The following is a 17140-nucleotide window of genomic DNA, read 5'->3' on the forward strand; positions in this document are numbered from 1 at the left end:
AATGCATGATTATGCAATGACATTTTCATACAGTGGTCAATACATTTCAAAATAGCCAGAATAATGCGGATTACAGCTTTTTAATCCCATTTATTCCTAGTTCTATTGTTTCTTTTAGTCACCTCCCCTTCTTTTTCGGAATAAATATGTATTTACCGTTTCAAAGCCCTTCTCCTTCCTCATATCGATGCATAAATCCCTTCAAAAACCTGCACCCTTTGAAAGAAACGCTTCTTATTAAGTAATTACACGCAATGGGGACTCCTACGCAAAAAGTTCACCGAAACGTCAGAATACGGCGGCAGCCATGGTTCATCATTCCGGGAATGAGGTATTAAATAGCTAGATATTTAGTGGAGGTGTAGTCATGCTGCTGGAAGCTTTATACCATGTCCCCCGGGACAAATGGGCCTATGCATACGATCCGAAGACGATACATCTGCGTGTCCGCACCAAACGAAACGACGTGGATACGGTAGTTGCGATGACCGGAGACAAATACGACTGGGATTCGACCTATTTTGAAATTACGATGGAAAAAGCCGCGACCGACGATATGTTCGATTATTGGGAAGCTGCCGTACTGCCTAAATACAAGCGTCTTAGCTATGCGTTCCGGATCACTTCCGGCAAGGAAACGATTTACATGCTCGACAACGGGCTGTACCGAAATTGTCCGGCGCCGACGGGCGGCTATTACGAATTTTCTTACATACATGAGATCGACGTATTTAAGGTGCCGGATTGGGCAAAGGATGCTATTTTTTACCAAATTATGCCGGAACGTTTTGCAAACGGGGATCCAAGCAATGATCCGAAAGGGACACAGTCTTGGGGAGGACAGCCGACAACAGACAATTTCTTCGGCGGCGACCTGCAGGGCGTCCTGGATCATTTGGACGACCTGCTCGATCTGGGCATCAATGCGATATATTTCACACCTTTGTTCACGTCGCCGTCGAACCATAAATACGACATCGTCGATTATAAGCAGGTTGATCCGCATTTTGGGGATAACGAGCTGCTCAAGCAGGTCGTGGAAGCCTGTCACAGCAAAGGGATCCGCGTCATGCTCGATGCCGTGTTCAACCACTGCAGCGAACAGTTTCCACCGTTCCAGGACGTCCTTAAGCATGGGGAAAAGTCCAAATATGCCGATTGGTTTCATATCAACCAGTTTCCGGCACGGGTTGAGAACGGGATCGCCACGTATGACACGTTCGGCTTCTTCGGCAATATGCCAAAGTTCAACACGGCCAATCCCGAGGTGAAGCAGTATTTGCTGGACGTTGCCGAGTACTGGATCAAGGAAATCAAACTGGACGGCTGGAGGCTGGACGTGGCGAACGAGGTCGATCACCATTTTTGGCGGGACTTCCGCATGGTCGTCAAAAACGCCAATCCGGACGCATATATCGTCGGGGAAGTGTGGAGCGATTCCTTGGCCTGGCTGGTCGGAGACCAGTTCGACTCTGTCATGAACTACCCTTTTGCTGACAAGGTGCTGGAGTTTTTCAACGGAGGCATGGACGGACTGACGTTCGCCAACAAAATGGGCACCATCCTGATGCGCTATCCGCAGCAGACGAACGAAGTGGTGTTCAACATGCTGTGCAGCCATGATACACCGCGGCTCTTGACGCGCGTCGGCAACGACAAGCGCCGGATGAAGCTGGCGGTCGTCTTCCTGTTCACGTTCATGGGGACGCCATGCATCTTCTACGGCGATGAGGTGGGCCTCACCGGAGGCGGCGATCCGGACTGCCGTAAATGCATGGAGTGGGATCCGAAGAAGCAGGACCGCGAGCTGTACGATTTTTACAAGCTGCTCATCGGTCTGCGCAAAAAAAACAAGGCGCTTCGCGAAGGCCGCTTCCGCTTTTTGAAGGCGGAACCGGGTAATCCCAACATCATTTACGAGCGCATGGACAGCCGGGTTCATTTCACCATCTGGATGAACAACACCGACAAACCGCAAGTGCTATCCCACCCGATGGTTACGAACGACTGGAAGGACGCCTTGTCGGGCGACAAGGTGCCTACCCAGAACGGAACGATGAACGTCAGTCTGGACCCTTACGGGTACCGGATTTTGTACCGAAACCTCACCAAATAAATCGGTTTCTTCATAACGAAAAGCCTTCCGGAGTTCCGGAAGGCTTTTTCCAAATGGATTCTTAGCGGCTGTGGATATTACCACGGAGCCGGCTTGTACCAGCTCCGTTGCTCAAACGGTGACGCGTTCATAAATGTCCATATACTCCTTGGCGGACATGTTCCAGCTGTAATCCCCGGCAAAGGCGTTCTTGACGATTTTGCTCCAATGCTCCGGCTGTTGGTAAAACGAAGCTGCACGGCGGATCGTATGCATCATATCGTGGGCGTTGAACGCCGTAAAGCTGAAACCGTTGCCCTCGCCCGTAAACTCGTTGTAAGACTGCACGGTGTCGTTCAGCCCCCCGGTCTCGCGAACGATCGGGATGCTGCCGTACCGCAGTGCCAGCAGCTGGCTGATGCCGCATGGCTCGAACTTCGACGGCATGAGGAACATGTCGCTGCCCGCATATATTTTGCGTGACAGGGCGTCGCTGAACGTAATCTGCGCCGACATGTTGTCCGGATGCCGCCCTGCCGCTTCGCGGAACCAATGCTCGTAGGCGGAGTCGCCCGTGCCGAGCAAGACGAACTGGAAGTCGTCGTGATCCAGCATTTCGTCCAGCACCCGCGTCACGAGATCCAGTCCCTTGGACTCGACCAGCCGGGTCACCATCGCGATGAGCGGCACGTCCGGCTTAACCGGCAAGCCGAGCTCCTGCTGGAGCCCCGCTTTGTTTTCCCTCTTTTTCGCCAGGTTCGACCGGTATTTTACGTAGAGGCTCGCATCGTTAGCGGGATTGTAGCTCTTCGTATCCACACCGTTTACGATCCCGCTAAGCCGGTCACCGAGCGAATACAGCAGCCCTTCCAGCCCATATCCGTAGTGGGCCGTCTGAATCTCCTTGGCATAGGTCGGACTCACCGTCGTCACGTGATCGGCGTAGACGATCCCGCCTTTCATAAAGTTGACGTTTCCGTAAAACTCAAGGCCTTCCGGCGTAAAATATTGGTGTCCCAGCTCCAGCAGTTCGCCAAGTACCTCGTAAGGATAAATTCCCTGGTACAGCAAATTATGTATCGTAAACACGGTACGGATGTGCTGGTAGTACTCGTTATGGCGGTAGTGCGCCTGCAGCAGCACCGGAATAAGCGCCGTATGCCAGTCATGGCAGTGGAGCACGTCCGGCTCGGAACCGATCAGCGGAAGCACTTCAAGCACGGCCCGGTTGAAAAAGGCAAAGCGTTCGCCGTCGTCCATGTATCCGTACACGCCGTCCCGTCCGAAATAGTATTCGTTATCGAGAAAATATACGGGAATGCCGTCGTACACGAGCTTTTCGATACCGCAGTATTGATTTCTCCAGCCGACCGGCACTTTTATTTCCGTGAGATGCTGCATTTCATCTTTAAATTGCCGTGGTATCCCTTTATGTTTGGGCAAAATGACCTGCACATCCGCGCCGCTTCGTTTGAGCGCTTTGGGCAGGGCGCCGATTACATCGGCAAGTCCCCCTGTTTTAATAAACGGTGTCGATTCCGCTGCTGCAAATATGACTTTCATCTCTCCTGCCTCCTATTCATTGATCCGCGGGCCGTCTTCCGTCACCGGTTTCCTTCCGGTGCCTCTGCCCGATCTTTTCTTTGTCTCTGCAGTAGGCATTTCTAACCCTTCCTTGCCTTTGGACGCCGACACACGGCTGGATTCACCGGATTTGCCGGACCTTGCCGCGGCACTTCGCTTGCTTGGCTTACTCTCTTTACCCGGAACCGCTTTTTTCGTACGAGGCTGCTCCCTTTTATATATCAGCATACTGAGCGGCGGCAGCGTTAATTCCAGACTGCAGGTTTGTTCATGCCAAGGGATCTTCTCCGTCTGCACGGGTTCGGCGCTAAACTCGCCGCTTCCACCATATCGGGAATCCTCGCTGCAGAACACAGGCACGTACGTGCCGGACTTGGCAATCCCGATCCGGTAATGCTCTCGCCGCACCGGTTGAAAATTAATAATGACGACAAGGGTGTCACCGGCTTTCTTCCCTTTTCTGAGGTACGAAATGACGCTTTGCGTGTTGTCATGCGGCGTGATCCATTGGTACCCTTCAAGCTCATGATCCCGCTCCCACAGCGCTGGTTCGTTCAGATACAGCCGGTTTAATTCCGCGGTATACCGCTGCATGCTGCGGTGGCTCTCGTAGTCCAGCAGCAGCCAGTCGAGCTGCTCCTGGTCCTTCCATTCGATAAACTGGCCAAACTCCCCGCCCATGAACAGCAGCTTTTTCCCGGGATGGGTCATCTGGTATCCAAGCAGCAGCCGAAGCCCGGCGAACTTCTGCCCGTAATCCCCGGGCATTTTGCTGAGCAGCGATTTTTTGCCGTGAACAACTTCATCATGGGATAAAGGCAGCGCATAATTCTCAGAATAAGCATAAGCAATCGGGAATGTCAGCAGATGATGACGCCCGGGCCGCTGGTCAAACGGCGTTTCTACATAATCCAGCGTGTCGTTCATCCAGCCCATGTTCCATTTGTAATTAAAGCCCAGCCCGCCTTCGTGCACGGGTGCGGTAACCCCGGGCCAAGCGCTGGATTCTTCGGCCATCATCAGCGCATTTGGGAAATAGCTGAACACCACGGTGTTCAGCTGCTGCAGGAAAGCAATCGCCTCGGTGTTCTCGAGACCACCGTTTTCGTTGCGCTGGAACTGTCCTTCCTGCTTCTCGAAATCAAGCCGCAGCATGCTGGTGACCGCGTCGACCCGAAGCCCGTCAATGTGGAACATATCCAGCCAGAACAACGCGTTGGAAATCAGAAACGAGCGGACCTCCGGTTTGCCGAAGTCGAAGCTGAGCGTGCCCCAGCCGGGTTTTTCAGCCTTATAGGCATCGCTGTATTCAAACAGCGGCGTCCCGTCAAACCGGCGGAGTCCGTGGGCGTCCTTGGCGAAATGGGATGGCACCCAGTCCAGGATGACGCCGATATCGGCCTGGTGCAGGGCGTCCACCAAATACATAAAGTCATGCGGCGTCCCATAGCGGCTCGTCACGGCGAAATAGCCCGTTCCCTGATATCCCCAAGATAAATCGTATGGATGCTCCGCAAGCGGCATAAACTCGACATGGGTATAATGCATTTCCTTCAAATATGGAATAAGAAGATCAGCCATTTCCCGGTATGTATAAAAAGTCCCGTCCTCTTTCTGCCGCCACGTACCGAAATGGATCTCATATATATTCAGCGGCTTGCGGTAAGGTGCTTTTCTCTTTCTACGCCAGGGGCCGTCATTCCATACATATCCGGCAAGATCTGTGACCACCGATGCGGTGGCCGGGCGAAGCTCCGACTGAAACGCATAAGGATCGGCCTTCAGGAACCGTTCTCCGCCAGGTCCGGTCATGTCATATTTGTAAAAAGTACCTGAACGGATTCCGGGGAAAAAGCGAGTCCAAAAGCCTGAATCGGGTATCTTATATAACGAATCCTTTTCTCCGTTCCAGTTGTTCCAGTCTGCCGCCAAGCCTACAGCCTGGGCATGGGGCGCCCAGACGGTGAACCGGACGCCTTCCTCGCCTTCTTCCACAGCAGGATGAGCGCCCAACATCCTGTGACTGTGATAGGAGGTCCCTTCATGAAACAAATAGATGTCTTCCGCGGACAGCGGCTGACCCGGCGCCTTATTCATGTTCTCCAAATGATCACCTGCTTTAGGAATATAGTGCATGTAAACCATTACCCCATTGTAGCCAAAATGAAAATAAAAATGACCGCTGAAAGATAAAATTGTAATTTTTCAGTGATATTTCAATATAATCGTTTCAGATGGGCGATAGTCGTTTATTTATGTACTACATTGACAATTTTGAATGGGAGGAAACGACATGAAGAGAAAAGAATGCATCGCCATGTTGCTTGCCGGAGGTGAAGGGCGCAGATTATCACCTCTGACATCGAAACTGGCAAAGCCCGCTGTTCCGTTCGGCGGCCGTTACCGTATTATCGATTTTCCTCTCAGTAACTGCGTAAACTCAGGCATTGACACCATCGGTGTGCTGACGCAGTACGAGGCAGAATCGCTTCATCTGCATATCGGGGAAGGCGAACCATGGGGCCTCCAAAAAAATGGAGAGGACGGAATCACCCTGCTGCCTTCTTACAACACAGGATCTTCTGAATATTTGGGAACTGCTGATGCCATTTATAAAAATATCGAATATATTGACCGTCACCAACCGGAGCACGTACTGGTTTTGTCCGGTGACCATATTTACCACATGGATTATAAACAAATGCTTCAATTTCACCAAAAGAACGGCGCCAAAGCCACCATCTCTGTCATGGAGGTGCCTTGGGAGGAAGCCAGCCGTTTCGGGGTCATGAGCGTGGACGAATCGCTTCGTATCTCGGACTTTGCCGAGAAACCGGCTGAACCCGAAAGTAACCTGGCTTCCATGGGCATCTATTTGTTTGAATGGGAGTACCTCCGCAGACATTTGATGGAGGACGCCGCAAATGATGCCTCAAGCCATGACTTCGGCAAGGATATTATTCCGAAGATGCTGGCGGATCAGGATGAGCTGTTCGCGTACCGCTTTGACGGGTATTGGAGAGATGTCGGTACTGTTGCCAGCCTTTGGGAAGCACACATGGACCTCTTGTCCGACGATCTGGACTGGAAGCTGCATAACAGTGAATGGCCAATGTACACCCGTCCATGGCGTACGAAGCTCGGATCGACACGGAACCGCAGCGTGATGGCGACCAACTGCCTGATCTCCGAAACGTGCACGTTGGACGGCATAGCACATCAATCCGTCATGTTCTGTGGTGTCGAAGTCGGCAAAATGTCCGAGATTAAGGACAGTGTCGTGATGCCGAACGTCCGGATCGGACGCAACGTGCAGATCGAGCATGCCATTATTGGCGAAGGAGCGATCATTAAAGACGGCGCGGTCATCAAAGGAACGCCGGGTCAGGTAACGGTAGTCGGCCCTTACGAAACCGTTTTGCCGAAACCAAGCATTCGTACCCAGCCTTCCCGACTGCTGCAGGATGTATACGAGAAAACCGGACGCCTGCGTGCCGAAGGCTTATCCTCTTAATACAATATGTGTGAATATACAAAGAGCGAACCCCTTTTTTTCCGGGAGTTCGCTCTTTGATGTGTATGGACTTCATGAAAGTTTCTCGTCTGCGGGAGGAAGCTCGGGTGCACCGTCCGTTTGAGCGGTATTCTCCGGCAGCCGAGGCAGGGACACGACGATCGTCGTCCCCTCCCCCAACGTGCTCTGGATGAGCAAAATTCCTTTATGAAGCTCAACCAGCTGCTGGGAGATGGCTAGCCCAAGACCGGTGCCGCCGTTGAGCGGATCCACCTGAAAGAACCGGTCGCGCACTTTGACCAAGTGATCCTCGCTGATCCCGATTCCCGTATCCCTCACTTCGGTTACGACATTGTCGCCTTCGAAGTACACGACCAGATCAATTGCCGAATGCTCATGCGAAAATTTGATCGCATTGTCCACCAGGTTCAGGAACACCTGCTTCAAGCGGTTCGCGTCTCCGGCCACGAGCGGTCGGTCCTCGGACTTCAGCCGGAGCTCGATTTGCCTGCTCTCCGCCTTCGTCCACAGGTTCAGCATGATTTCCTGGAGCAGCTCTTTGATATCGACCCGGCCAATCGCAATCTTCATCTCATTCTGCTGCAGCTTGGAGAAGTCGAGGATTTCCTCAACGAGGCCGATCAGGCGCTCGGTCTCCTTCGTAATGATCTCCATGCCGATCCGGGTCTCCTCGGGGTCATAGCCTCCCGAATTGATCGTTTCGCTCCACCCTTTAATACTCGTCAGCGGCGTCCGCAGCTCGTGCGAAATCGACGAAATGAAATCGTCCTTGACCTGATTGCTCCGGACGATCTCCTGGGCCATATAGTTCAGCGTGGATGCCAGCTCGCCAAGCTCGTACTTGTAGTCGCCCTTGATCCGCTGGTTGAACTTGCCGCGGGCCATCTCGGCGGAGACGGCCGTAATCGTGTTCAGCGGCTGCACGATTGAGTTGGCAAGACCCATACTGAATACGAGCACGATGGCAAGGACAGCCGCTCCTACGCCCGTGGCCAGCATGGTTAGATTAAACAATTTATCGTTGACCGTTTCCAGCGAGGTGACATAACGGACGATATAGCCATCCTGCCCGCTGCTCTGCTCAAGCTTCGACACGGCCATGACATTTTCACCGGTGCTGGCCTGACGCCCGACCCAGCGGCCAACGTTGCCGGACAGCGCCTGGGATATATCGGCCGTCTTCACAGACATATCGGGCTGAAACTCGGAAGAGTTGATCAGCACGTTGCCCTGGGTATCCAGAATTTGCACGTTGGCCGAGTTCAGATCGTAGTAGGTCAGCATGGAAGCCAGGTCGCGGTTCCCGTCAAGTCCCGGGTTGATCCGCTGGTAATAATAATCCTCCACATTGTCGATATGGTTTTTAATATGACTATAAATGCTGTCATAGTAATACGTTCTTATGGCTAATAAAAAAATGACTTCCGCCAGCAGAAGTGCCGAGAACACTACGATAAAGTAGTGCAGGACAATCTGCCTGCGTATGCCTTTCTTGATCATTGTCCCTGACCCTTCCATTTATAACCGTGGCCCCATACGGTCTGTAAAAATTCGGGGTCCGACGGATTCTCCTCGATTTTTTGGCGGAGACGGCGGATATTCACGTCCACGATTTTAGGATCGCCCATATATTCTTTGCCCCATACATGATCGAGCAGTACGTCCCTGCTGAGAGGCGTATTTTCTTTTTCGAGGAAAAATTGGATCAGCGAAAATTCCGTCGGCGTCAGTTCGATCGCATGCCCGTTCTTCTTGAACTGCTTGGAGATCAGGTCCAGGCTGAACGGACCGGAGTGAAAGCTGACCTTCGCCGTCGTTTCGCGGTGAACGTTCACCCGGCGCAGCAGCGATTGAATCCGTGCGATGAGTTCGGTCGGACTGAACGGCTTGCTCACATGGTCGTCCGCGCCGACGGACAGAGCGTACACCTTGTCCTGCTCCTGCACTTTCGCTGTCAAAAAGATAATACCGATCCGTTCGTTCGTTTCCCGGATACGGCGGCATACCTCAAAACCGTCGATCCCCGGAACCATAACGTCCAGCAGTGCGATATCGATATCGGGATTGGACGTCAGTTTATCGAGCGCCTCGTTCCCGTTTGCCGCCTCCAGCACATCGAAGCCGTTGCGTTTCAAGTTGATCACAATAAAACTGCGGATGGAATCCTCGTCTTCCAAAATTAAAACTTTACTCACTGATCTTTTCCTTCCTTTCAATCGGGGGTACCTCGTTCTTCAGCTGCTTTTTGCTGTTATCGATATCAAAGTCCCCGTATTTCTTGTAGCCGATCACCTTGTCGTTAGTCCGGTACAGGTACTTCCATTCATCATGCTGTTTATCCCACTCGGCCAGGGTGAAAAATTTGATCTCGGCCACCGTTTTGCCGGTATCGACCATCACGAAGCGCAAATACTGGTTCTTGATGGACTTGGTGTCCACCGTCACCTTGTTATGCCACTCCGGCGGGAAGAAGCCCAGCTCGAAGCCGTTCTGTAAATCACGATATTGCTCGGCGACGAATTTTAGTCCTTGTTTGCCGTCCCACTGCGAATATACGAAGAAGTTCGGAATTTCATCGGGCTTGAAATAGTTCCAGCCGATCGGCGGCTCTACGGATCCGATTTCGATGATCCCGTCATTGTTCACGTCGCCGCTCTTGACCGGCAGATCCTTGAATGTGGTGTCCTGATTGCCTCCGAACACGGACTTCAGCTTCCCGTCCTCCATCACGATGATGTTGGAATAAGAGGCGTCTCCCCCGCCGATCGAGGTGTCGATCACAATGCCTTCCTTGGCTCTACCTTCTGGATCCTTATAGACATTACCTGCGACAATATTGTAATAATTCGAAACGTACGGATCCATATCCAGCTTGTCAATTTCGACATAGCTGCCTTCTTCATACTGGTATGTCGCCACAAAAGCCTGATCATTCTGCTTCAGGCTAATAATCGTCAGGTCGTTCTTTTTGTCCCCGTTCAGGTCCATAATGACGAAATTGGTGTAATCCTGCATCAGGTCTTTCTTGATGCTGCCCTCCGTATACGTATAGACGTACAAACGGTTCACAGGGTTTTCGTCCCTTCTGGAATATCCGGCGATAATATCCGGCTTGCCGTCATTGTTCAGGTCCTTGAACTGAAGAGATTCCAGTACCCTGCCCTCTCCGTCGAAAGATGTTACCTTCGTCCACGTTCCGTTGACCAGCTTGAAAATCATGCAGTGGATGACCACCTGCTGATCCGGTGTTTCGTAGAATACGACCGCTTCATTGACCTTGTCTCCGTCCAGATCGACGAAATGGATCAGGTTGGTGTCGGTTTCTTCCCTCGAGCGGATGAGATCCGCTCCATCGGGAAGCTGCGCGTGGATGATCGAGCTCAGCGTCTCTTTATCCGCAGACAGCATCGGCGTCTTCATCAAGCTGACCGGGTCGCTGATAAATGTGCAGCCGCCCAGCACAAACGTCAGCAGGACCGCAGCTGCAGCACGTATCCAGTTTGTCTTCAACAAATGCATTGCATCACTCTTTTCTATACCAAGCCCGCAAGCGGGCGCAAAGTCTAAATCATATTTTTTTCCCTCATCGTCAGACGGCGGCCGCGGATGTCGAATGCGACCTCCCCGCCAGACAGCCCGACGATACGGGTGGCAAATTTCTCGGCGAGCTCAATCGGAAGCACGGAAATGACGGTGACGCGCTCCTCCTCGCACAGATTTTTCAGCGTTTCCATGACGCTTTCCGCCGATTTCGGGTCCAACCCGACCACCGGCTCATCGGCGAGAATAACCTTGGCCCCATGAACCAAAGCTCTTGCGATGGCGATGCGCTGCTTTTCACCGCCGCTCAGCGTTCCCGCCTTCATACGGGCTTTATCCAAGAGACCCATCTGCTCGATGACGTCCATCGCGCCCATATAATCGTCCGAGCGGACCATCCCCGTCACCATGCGCCAAAGCGGCGTCTGACTGGCTTGGCCGATCAGCACGTTCTTCAGGCCGGTCCGGTTCGGATAGAGCTGGGGATTCTGCTCTAAGTATGCCCATTCGCGTCTAATTTTTCGTTTTCCGCCGAGAGGTTCCTTCAGCACATCCTGGCCGTCGATGACAAACGTCCCTCCGTCCCATTTTTCCTTCAGCGCCAGGCACCGCAGCAGCATGCTCTTGCCGCTTCCACTGGCACCGACAACGGCGATAAGCTCGCCCTTCTGGATATCGAGGGATACCCCTTTGAGTATCGGAATTCTGTCCACACCGACTGACTTGGTTAAATGCTGAATTCGTATCATGACATTTCTCCTCTTGTCCTGTGATCTCTATCTCTTCTTGGCTTTGAACAATACGTTTCTATTATATCGATTATATAGAGTTTTCGCACATTATTGAACCTTTTGGGAAAAACTATTCTATAGCGGCTCCTGACTGCGTCCACCCGAAGTCCGAAAGGCGGTGCCGACGGCGCCGAATAAGGCGAAGGCGAGGCCCATCACAACGAACACGCCTCCGTTCCACCCATACTGCATCAGGATCCCCCCGATGTTCGGCCCGGCGATGCTGCCTATATTAAAATGAAAGGATGCGACGACATTCGCTGCGGGAAGCAGCGCCTTCGGGAGAATATCCGCCGCGTAGGCCAGGCCCAGCGAAAAAAACGAGCCGACCATGCCCCCCGCCACGCACAGGAGCAGAACGAGCCAGGCTGTCGCCGTTCCTGCCAGCGGCACGGCTATAAAAGCGGCGCCGCCGATGAGGCCGCAGGCGATAAGCACGTTTTTGCGGCCGAAGCGGTCGCTCAGCATGCCGAGCGGCAGCTGCAGAATCAATCCGCCGATGCCGATGAACGGAAGCAGGAACGCGATCTGGGACTCGCCCATCCCTGTTCTTAGCCCGTAGACCGGAAAATTGCTGTTAATCCCGGCTTCCATGTACCCGTACAGCAGTGCGGGTAGAAGGGCGTACCAGGCGAGTGCATAGCTACGGCGGAAGCGCCGCGGAGGCTGCGCCTCCCCTTCCGTCCGCTCCGGGCGGAAATCGGGCAGCTTCGCCCAGACCAGCACAAGCACGAGCAGCATCAGCAGCGCCAGCACGATGAAGGGGACCGCATTTCCATACTTCAGGAGCTGGATACCCAGCGGCCCGAAGCTGAATCCCAGGCCATACGACATGCCGTACAGCGAGAGGTTTCGGCCCCGGTATTCGGCCGGCGTGACCATCAGCACCCATAATTGGGCAGCATAATGAACGGCGCTGTCTCCGATGCCGACGAGCAGCCTTAAGACAAACCACACTTTCACGCTCGGCACAAGCGGAAACAATATGACGGAGACGAGCACGAGCACGAGGCCGGCGCTCACCAGCTTCTTAAAGCCAAGCGCGCCCAGCGTCCGCTCGGCGACAAGCGTCATGGCGAACGATCCGACGTACAGGGCGGCTGCGTTTAATCCGTTGACGGAAGACGATACGCCCATTTGCTCCAAAAATATGGACAGGACCGGCAGCAGCAGCCCCTGACTGAGCCCTGCTCCAACGATCACGATGATCAGAATGAGGTAATGAATAGATAATCCGCGATTGCTGTCGTTCTGTGTTGACAATGAAAATATCCTCCTTGAGTGCAAATCCGTTCAAACTCCCTGAACATTATAGTGGACAACCCTGCTATCAACAAGCCATAATGGAATGAGCGCACAGATTTCATAGGAGGTTATTGGTTTCATGAACTATGAAGTAAAGGTTGACGTTTCACCGATTTACGAGCTGCTTAGCAGCTTTATGGTGTACATTTCGAAGAAATGGATTCGCAACCTCGACATCGGGCCCGAATGGATCGGTGAAGTGAGCGGCAAGCTTCCACCTGAAGTGACGTCCGCCTTAGGCCCGGCCGCAGCTTGGCCATTCGACGATTACGACGTGCTGTATGCCTGGGCGATTCACCGCGCAAACGGCGATACCGTCCGCGCCTTTTTGGATTGCCTGCATGAAACGCCGGCAGAGGTGCTGTACCAAGCCGCCTCCCCTTACCTGCCTTCTTTAACCGTAAAGGAAGCTGAACGAATTCGTGATTCATATACACCGCTGCTCGAGTTATGGTATGAGCATTATTTCAAGCATGAGGAACCCGCCATTATTCCGCTGATCGAAGAGGATGCGGAGGAGAAGCGCATGCTGCTGACCAAGATGGAGCCTCAAAGCCTGGTAGAGTACGCTTCCGGCGGACTGGTGGTTGAAGATGTTCCCGGGCTGGAAACCATCGTGTTATTCCCGACCGTGCACAACCGCCCGATCAACGCTTACTGCTTTTACCGGAAAATGATGCTGATCCAGTATCCTGTTGACGTCCCTGAAGAACAGGAGGATGAGCCGCCGACCTGCCTGCTGCGCATGACGCATGCGCTGGCTGATCCTAAGCGGCTGCGCCTGCTGCGGTATGCGGCGGAGAAGCCGCGTTCCCTGGACGATATGATGCGGGATCTGAACCAGACCCAGGAGCTGCTTAAGCACCATTTGATGATCCTCAGGGTAGCGGGTCTGCTGCGCATCCATTTGGGTTCCTACAACACCGAGAAATTCAGCATTCGTCCGGACGGAGCGGCGGAGCTTCAGATGTTTCTGGAGTCCTACATCCGTCTTTAAGGAGTGACCTAACGTGAAAGCACCTGAGCAGCATATTCTGTTCGATCTGGATGACACGCTGATCCACTGCAACAAGTATTTCGGCATCGTCCTCGGGGAGTTTTTTGAATGGGTACAACAATGGTTTGAGCCCCACCAGATCAAGACAGAAGAGATTCGCAGCAAGCAGATCGAAATCGACGTTGCGGCCGTCAGCCAAGCTGGCTTCAGCAGCGGCATCTTCCCCAAATCGCTGATCGAAACATACCGCTTCTTCAGCCGCAAGTTTAACCGCCCCGTTCAGCCGGACGAAGAAAAACAGCTGATGGAGCTCGGCCTGAGCGTGTACGAGCAGGAAGTGGAGCCCTATCCGGGCATGGTAGAGACGCTGGATTCGCTGAAATCACAGGGACATCATCTGTACCTGTACACTGGCGGAGAAACGGCGATACAACAGCGGAAGATTGACCAGATGAAGCTGAGCCAGTACTTTGACGACCGGATCTACATTACGCAGCACAAAAACGAAGCGACGCTGGAGAACATCCTGAAGCAGGGCGGCTTCTACCGTCCTTCCACCTGGATGATCGGCAACTCCCTGCGCACCGATGTGATGCCGGCATTATCGGCAGGAATCCACAGCATCTATATCAAACAGCAGAACGAATGGATTTATAACATGGTGGAGCTGCAGAAGAAGCCGGACAGCTCCCTTTACACGGTCACAAGCATCGAGGAAGTTCCCGAGGTTATCCACAGCAAGAGCATTGTAGCTTCCGCAAACGCCTTGAGACAGTGAATGTGCCGCCTCGATAAAAAAAGGCAAAAAAAAGAGCGGGCCCGCCAGGGTCCGTTCTTTTTGGTTTGATTTAAGTCGAACGCTCGATGCTCAGTTTACCGGAACTTCGATCCTGCAGCACGATCCGCGCTTTATACGGTCCCCCGGTTCCGCTGAAGGACAGCAGCTGCGTACGGCCGGAAGCCAGCAGCGATTTCAGCATGTTGGCGCTGATTTTTTTGCCGGAGAACTCCTTCCAGATCACAAATCCGCAGCCGTCTTTGAATGCGGTACAGCCGTAACCCTTTTTACCTTCGATTATCTGGCCGTGGCAGCCTGGCCGAGGACATGGCCCATGTGTCAGCCGTTCCCCCGGCGGTGCGGGGGGCGCGGCAGCAGCGGCTGTTTCCGTGCGGGCCGTTCGCGAAGCGGTCCCTGTCCCCCGCTTGCCCTTCCCTGCTGCCGATCTTGAGCGCAGCTTCCCCCGGCCCTGCTCCTGTTCGGTACCGAAGAGCGAAGACGGCGCCGCCTGCTGGACACCAACCTTCTCGATGATGGAGACGGTAAATTTGCGGACATTGTCCATAAATTTAACCGAGGCTGCCTCGCCCTTGGATATTTGATGCAGACGCCGCTCCCACTGCCCGGTCATCTCGGGAGAAGTCAGCAGCTCGACGCCTGCCTGGCGAATGAGCTCGACCGCCGTCCTGCCCTTCTGGGTAATCGTGATCTTTTTGCCCTGCATAGCGATATATCCGACCTTCTTCAGCCGTTCGATCGTCGCCGCCCGGGTGGCCGGCGTGCCGAGACCGCTGTCCTTCATCGCGTCCCGCAGCTCGTCGTTTTCAATCGTCCGGCCCGCGCTTTCCATCGCCTTCAGCAGGGTGCCCTCCGTATAGCTCTTCGGCGGCTGCGTAGCTTTCTCTTTTGCTTCGCTCTTGCCGCATTTCACCGGCTTCTCGGGATCCAGATCGAAAGCCCGGTCATTCCACTCCAGATTTTCTTCCTCTTCCTCCTGCTTTGCGGATTTCGTTTTCTTCCCGCTCTTATCAGTGCTCGGCATCAGCACCTTCCATCCCAGCGACAGCAGCTCTTTCACGTTCGTTTTGAACAGGTCCCCCTCTACTTCGGTCAGGACTGTATGCTGCTTGTACAAGGCGGGCGGATAGAACTGGGACAAAAACCGCAGAATGATCAGGTCGTACAACTGCTGTTCCTCCTTGCCCAGCTGGCCGGGCCGCTTAAGCGTCGGCAGGATGGCATGGTGATCCTCGACCTTCTCCGGATTGCAGATCGCCTTGTTGTTCTTGTGTACCAGGGATGCGTTGGCCCCTTCAGCCTGTTCCTTATATGAAGTGGATTTCAGCATATGCAGCGCCTTATGCATCCCTTCAATATTTTGCTCATTGACGTAATTCGAGTTGGTCCGCGGATATGAAATCACTTTATGCCGTTCATACAATGCCTGCGCGATGTCCAGCGTCTTCTTGGCAGAGAAGCCGAACTTGGCGTTTGCGTCCCGCTGCAGCAGCGTCAGGTCATACAGCTTAAAAGGATACTCCTTCGTATCTTTGACTTCGTATTTGGCGATTTTGCCTTCCTTCCCTTTGACCCTGGCGGCAATCGCCTCGGCCTTCTCCTTGGAGATCAGCCGGTCTCCCTGCCACGTTCCCGTGTACTCCAGCGCCTCTTGGCGAAAATGAGCCTTGACCTCGTAATACGTCAGCGATTCAAACGACTCGATTTCCTTCTGCCGGTCATAAATGAGCGCCAGTACGGGCGTCTGAACCCGTCCGACGGACAGCAGGGTGTTATGCTTGGTCGTAAACGCCCGGGTCGCGTTCATGCCGATAAGCCAGTCGGCCTCGCTGCGGGCCCTGGCGGCCTGCGTCAAATTTTCGAACTCCTCGGCGGCGCGCAGCTCCCTGAAGCCCTGGGCGATGCTTTCCGCGGTCAGGTCCGAAATCCACAGCCGCCGGACGGGCTGCTTCAGCTTCAGCTGCTGCTGAATCAGCGCAAAGATGTACTGCCCCTCCCGCCCCGCGTCGCAGGCATTAACGATCCGGTCGCAGCGTTTTGCCAGCTCCCCGATCGTTTTCAGCTGGTCTTTCGTTTTATAATGCGGCACGATTTTGAATTGGTCGGGCATGATCGGCAGATCACGAAAGTTCCATTTCTTGTACCGGTCATCATAGGCATCCGGCTCTGCCAATCCGACGAGATGTCCGATGGCCCAGGTAATGATATACTGCTCCCCCTCCAGATAGGAACGGGCATTCTTCGCCCTCGGCTCAATGACCGCGGCAATGTTGCGCCCCATATCCGGTTTTTCTGCTATGACTAGAGTTTTCAACAATCATTCGCTCCCCGCATGGAAAAAGGCCGAGAATAGCTGCTCCCGGCCGGTTTATTCATGGATAACTTCCACGTTCTGATAGAATTGACTCTAAATTATGATAGCATACGGGAGGCCCGTTTTTCAATGCAAGCGGGAAAGCCTTTGGAGAGTCATCTCTTAGCGGCGGGGCTTCCCGCT

12 protein-coding genes are annotated in these 17140 nt (G+C 53.6%); 4 read left to right on the forward strand and 8 right to left on the reverse strand.

The genetic code is table 11. The features are described from left to right. Nucleotides 1-367 precede the first annotated feature (367 nt). Nucleotides 368-2116, forward strand: a complete 1749-nt coding sequence (locus KI379_RS16465) for an alpha-glycosidase (protein WP_212984225.1) — start codon at nucleotides 368-370, stop codon at nucleotides 2114-2116. A 111-nt stretch (nucleotides 2117-2227) separates the two neighbouring features. Here KI379_RS16465 and glgA read toward each other — a convergent pair whose 3' ends face one another. Together glgA and glgB are read right to left on the reverse strand one after the other, a co-directional pair. Continuing rightward, nucleotides 2228-3658: a glycogen synthase GlgA gene (glgA, locus tag KI379_RS16470; protein ID WP_212984226.1), complete on the reverse strand. Its 1431-nt coding sequence runs from the start codon at nucleotides 3656-3658 to the stop codon at nucleotides 2228-2230. Between the two features lie 12 nt (nucleotides 3659-3670). Beyond that, nucleotides 3671-5776, reverse strand: coding sequence for a 1,4-alpha-glucan branching protein GlgB (glgB, locus tag KI379_RS16475; protein ID WP_212984764.1), 2106 nt, complete (start codon nucleotides 5774-5776; stop codon nucleotides 3671-3673). Nucleotides 5777-5972: 196 nt separating this feature from the next. Here glgB and KI379_RS16480 point away from each other — a divergent pair, with 196 nt between their 5' ends. Continuing rightward, nucleotides 5973-7193: a glucose-1-phosphate adenylyltransferase gene (locus tag KI379_RS16480; RefSeq protein WP_212984227.1), complete on the forward strand. Its 1221-nt coding sequence runs from the start codon at nucleotides 5973-5975 to the stop codon at nucleotides 7191-7193. Nucleotides 7194-7265: 72 nt separating this feature from the next. Here KI379_RS16480 and KI379_RS16485 read toward each other — a convergent pair whose 3' ends face one another. The 5 genes from KI379_RS16485 to KI379_RS16505 form a co-directional block, all read right to left on the reverse strand. Next, entirely contained in the window at nucleotides 7266-8714 is a 1449-nt protein-coding gene (locus KI379_RS16485) for a sensor histidine kinase (protein ID WP_076171378.1), read from the reverse strand. Then, nucleotides 8711-9409 (reverse strand): response regulator transcription factor, encoded by a 699-nt coding sequence (locus KI379_RS16490; RefSeq protein WP_076171376.1) that lies wholly within the window; start codon nucleotides 9407-9409, stop codon nucleotides 8711-8713. The genes KI379_RS16485 and KI379_RS16490 overlap by 4 nt, the downstream gene beginning before the upstream one ends. Further along, on the reverse strand, nucleotides 9402-10733 hold the full coding sequence (locus KI379_RS16495; protein ID WP_212984228.1) for an FG-GAP repeat domain-containing protein: 1332 nt from the start codon (nucleotides 10731-10733) through the stop codon (nucleotides 9402-9404). The genes KI379_RS16490 and KI379_RS16495 overlap by 8 nt, the downstream gene beginning before the upstream one ends. Nucleotides 10734-10777: 44 nt before the next feature. Then, a complete protein-coding gene (locus KI379_RS16500) occupies nucleotides 10778-11503 on the reverse strand; it encodes a phosphonate ABC transporter ATP-binding protein (RefSeq protein ID WP_076171370.1) in 726 nt (241 codons plus the stop codon). A gap of 117 nt (nucleotides 11504-11620) precedes the next feature. Then, nucleotides 11621-12808 (reverse strand): MFS transporter, encoded by a 1188-nt coding sequence (locus KI379_RS16505; RefSeq protein WP_212984229.1) that lies wholly within the window; start codon nucleotides 12806-12808, stop codon nucleotides 11621-11623. Between the two features lie 121 nt (nucleotides 12809-12929). On the opposite strand from KI379_RS16505, the gene KI379_RS16510 reads away from it, so the two are divergent. Both KI379_RS16510 and KI379_RS16515 read left to right on the forward strand, forming a co-directional pair. After that, entirely contained in the window at nucleotides 12930-13847 is a 918-nt protein-coding gene (locus KI379_RS16510; RefSeq protein ID WP_089547872.1) for an ArsR/SmtB family transcription factor, read from the forward strand. A gap of 13 nt (nucleotides 13848-13860) precedes the next feature. Next, entirely contained in the window at nucleotides 13861-14625 is a 765-nt protein-coding gene (locus tag KI379_RS16515) for an HAD family hydrolase (protein WP_212984230.1), read from the forward strand. A 70-nt stretch (nucleotides 14626-14695) separates the two neighbouring features. Here the strand turns inward: KI379_RS16515 and KI379_RS16520 are convergent, their stop codons facing one another. After that, on the reverse strand, nucleotides 14696-16957 hold the full coding sequence (locus tag KI379_RS16520) for a type IA DNA topoisomerase (protein ID WP_212984231.1): 2262 nt from the start codon (nucleotides 16955-16957) through the stop codon (nucleotides 14696-14698). Nucleotides 16958-17140: the final 183 nt, after the last annotated feature.

The organism is Paenibacillus cineris (assembly GCF_018333335.1).
Taxonomy (GTDB): Bacteria; Bacillota; Bacilli; order Paenibacillales; family Paenibacillaceae; genus Paenibacillus_AQ; species Paenibacillus_AQ favisporus.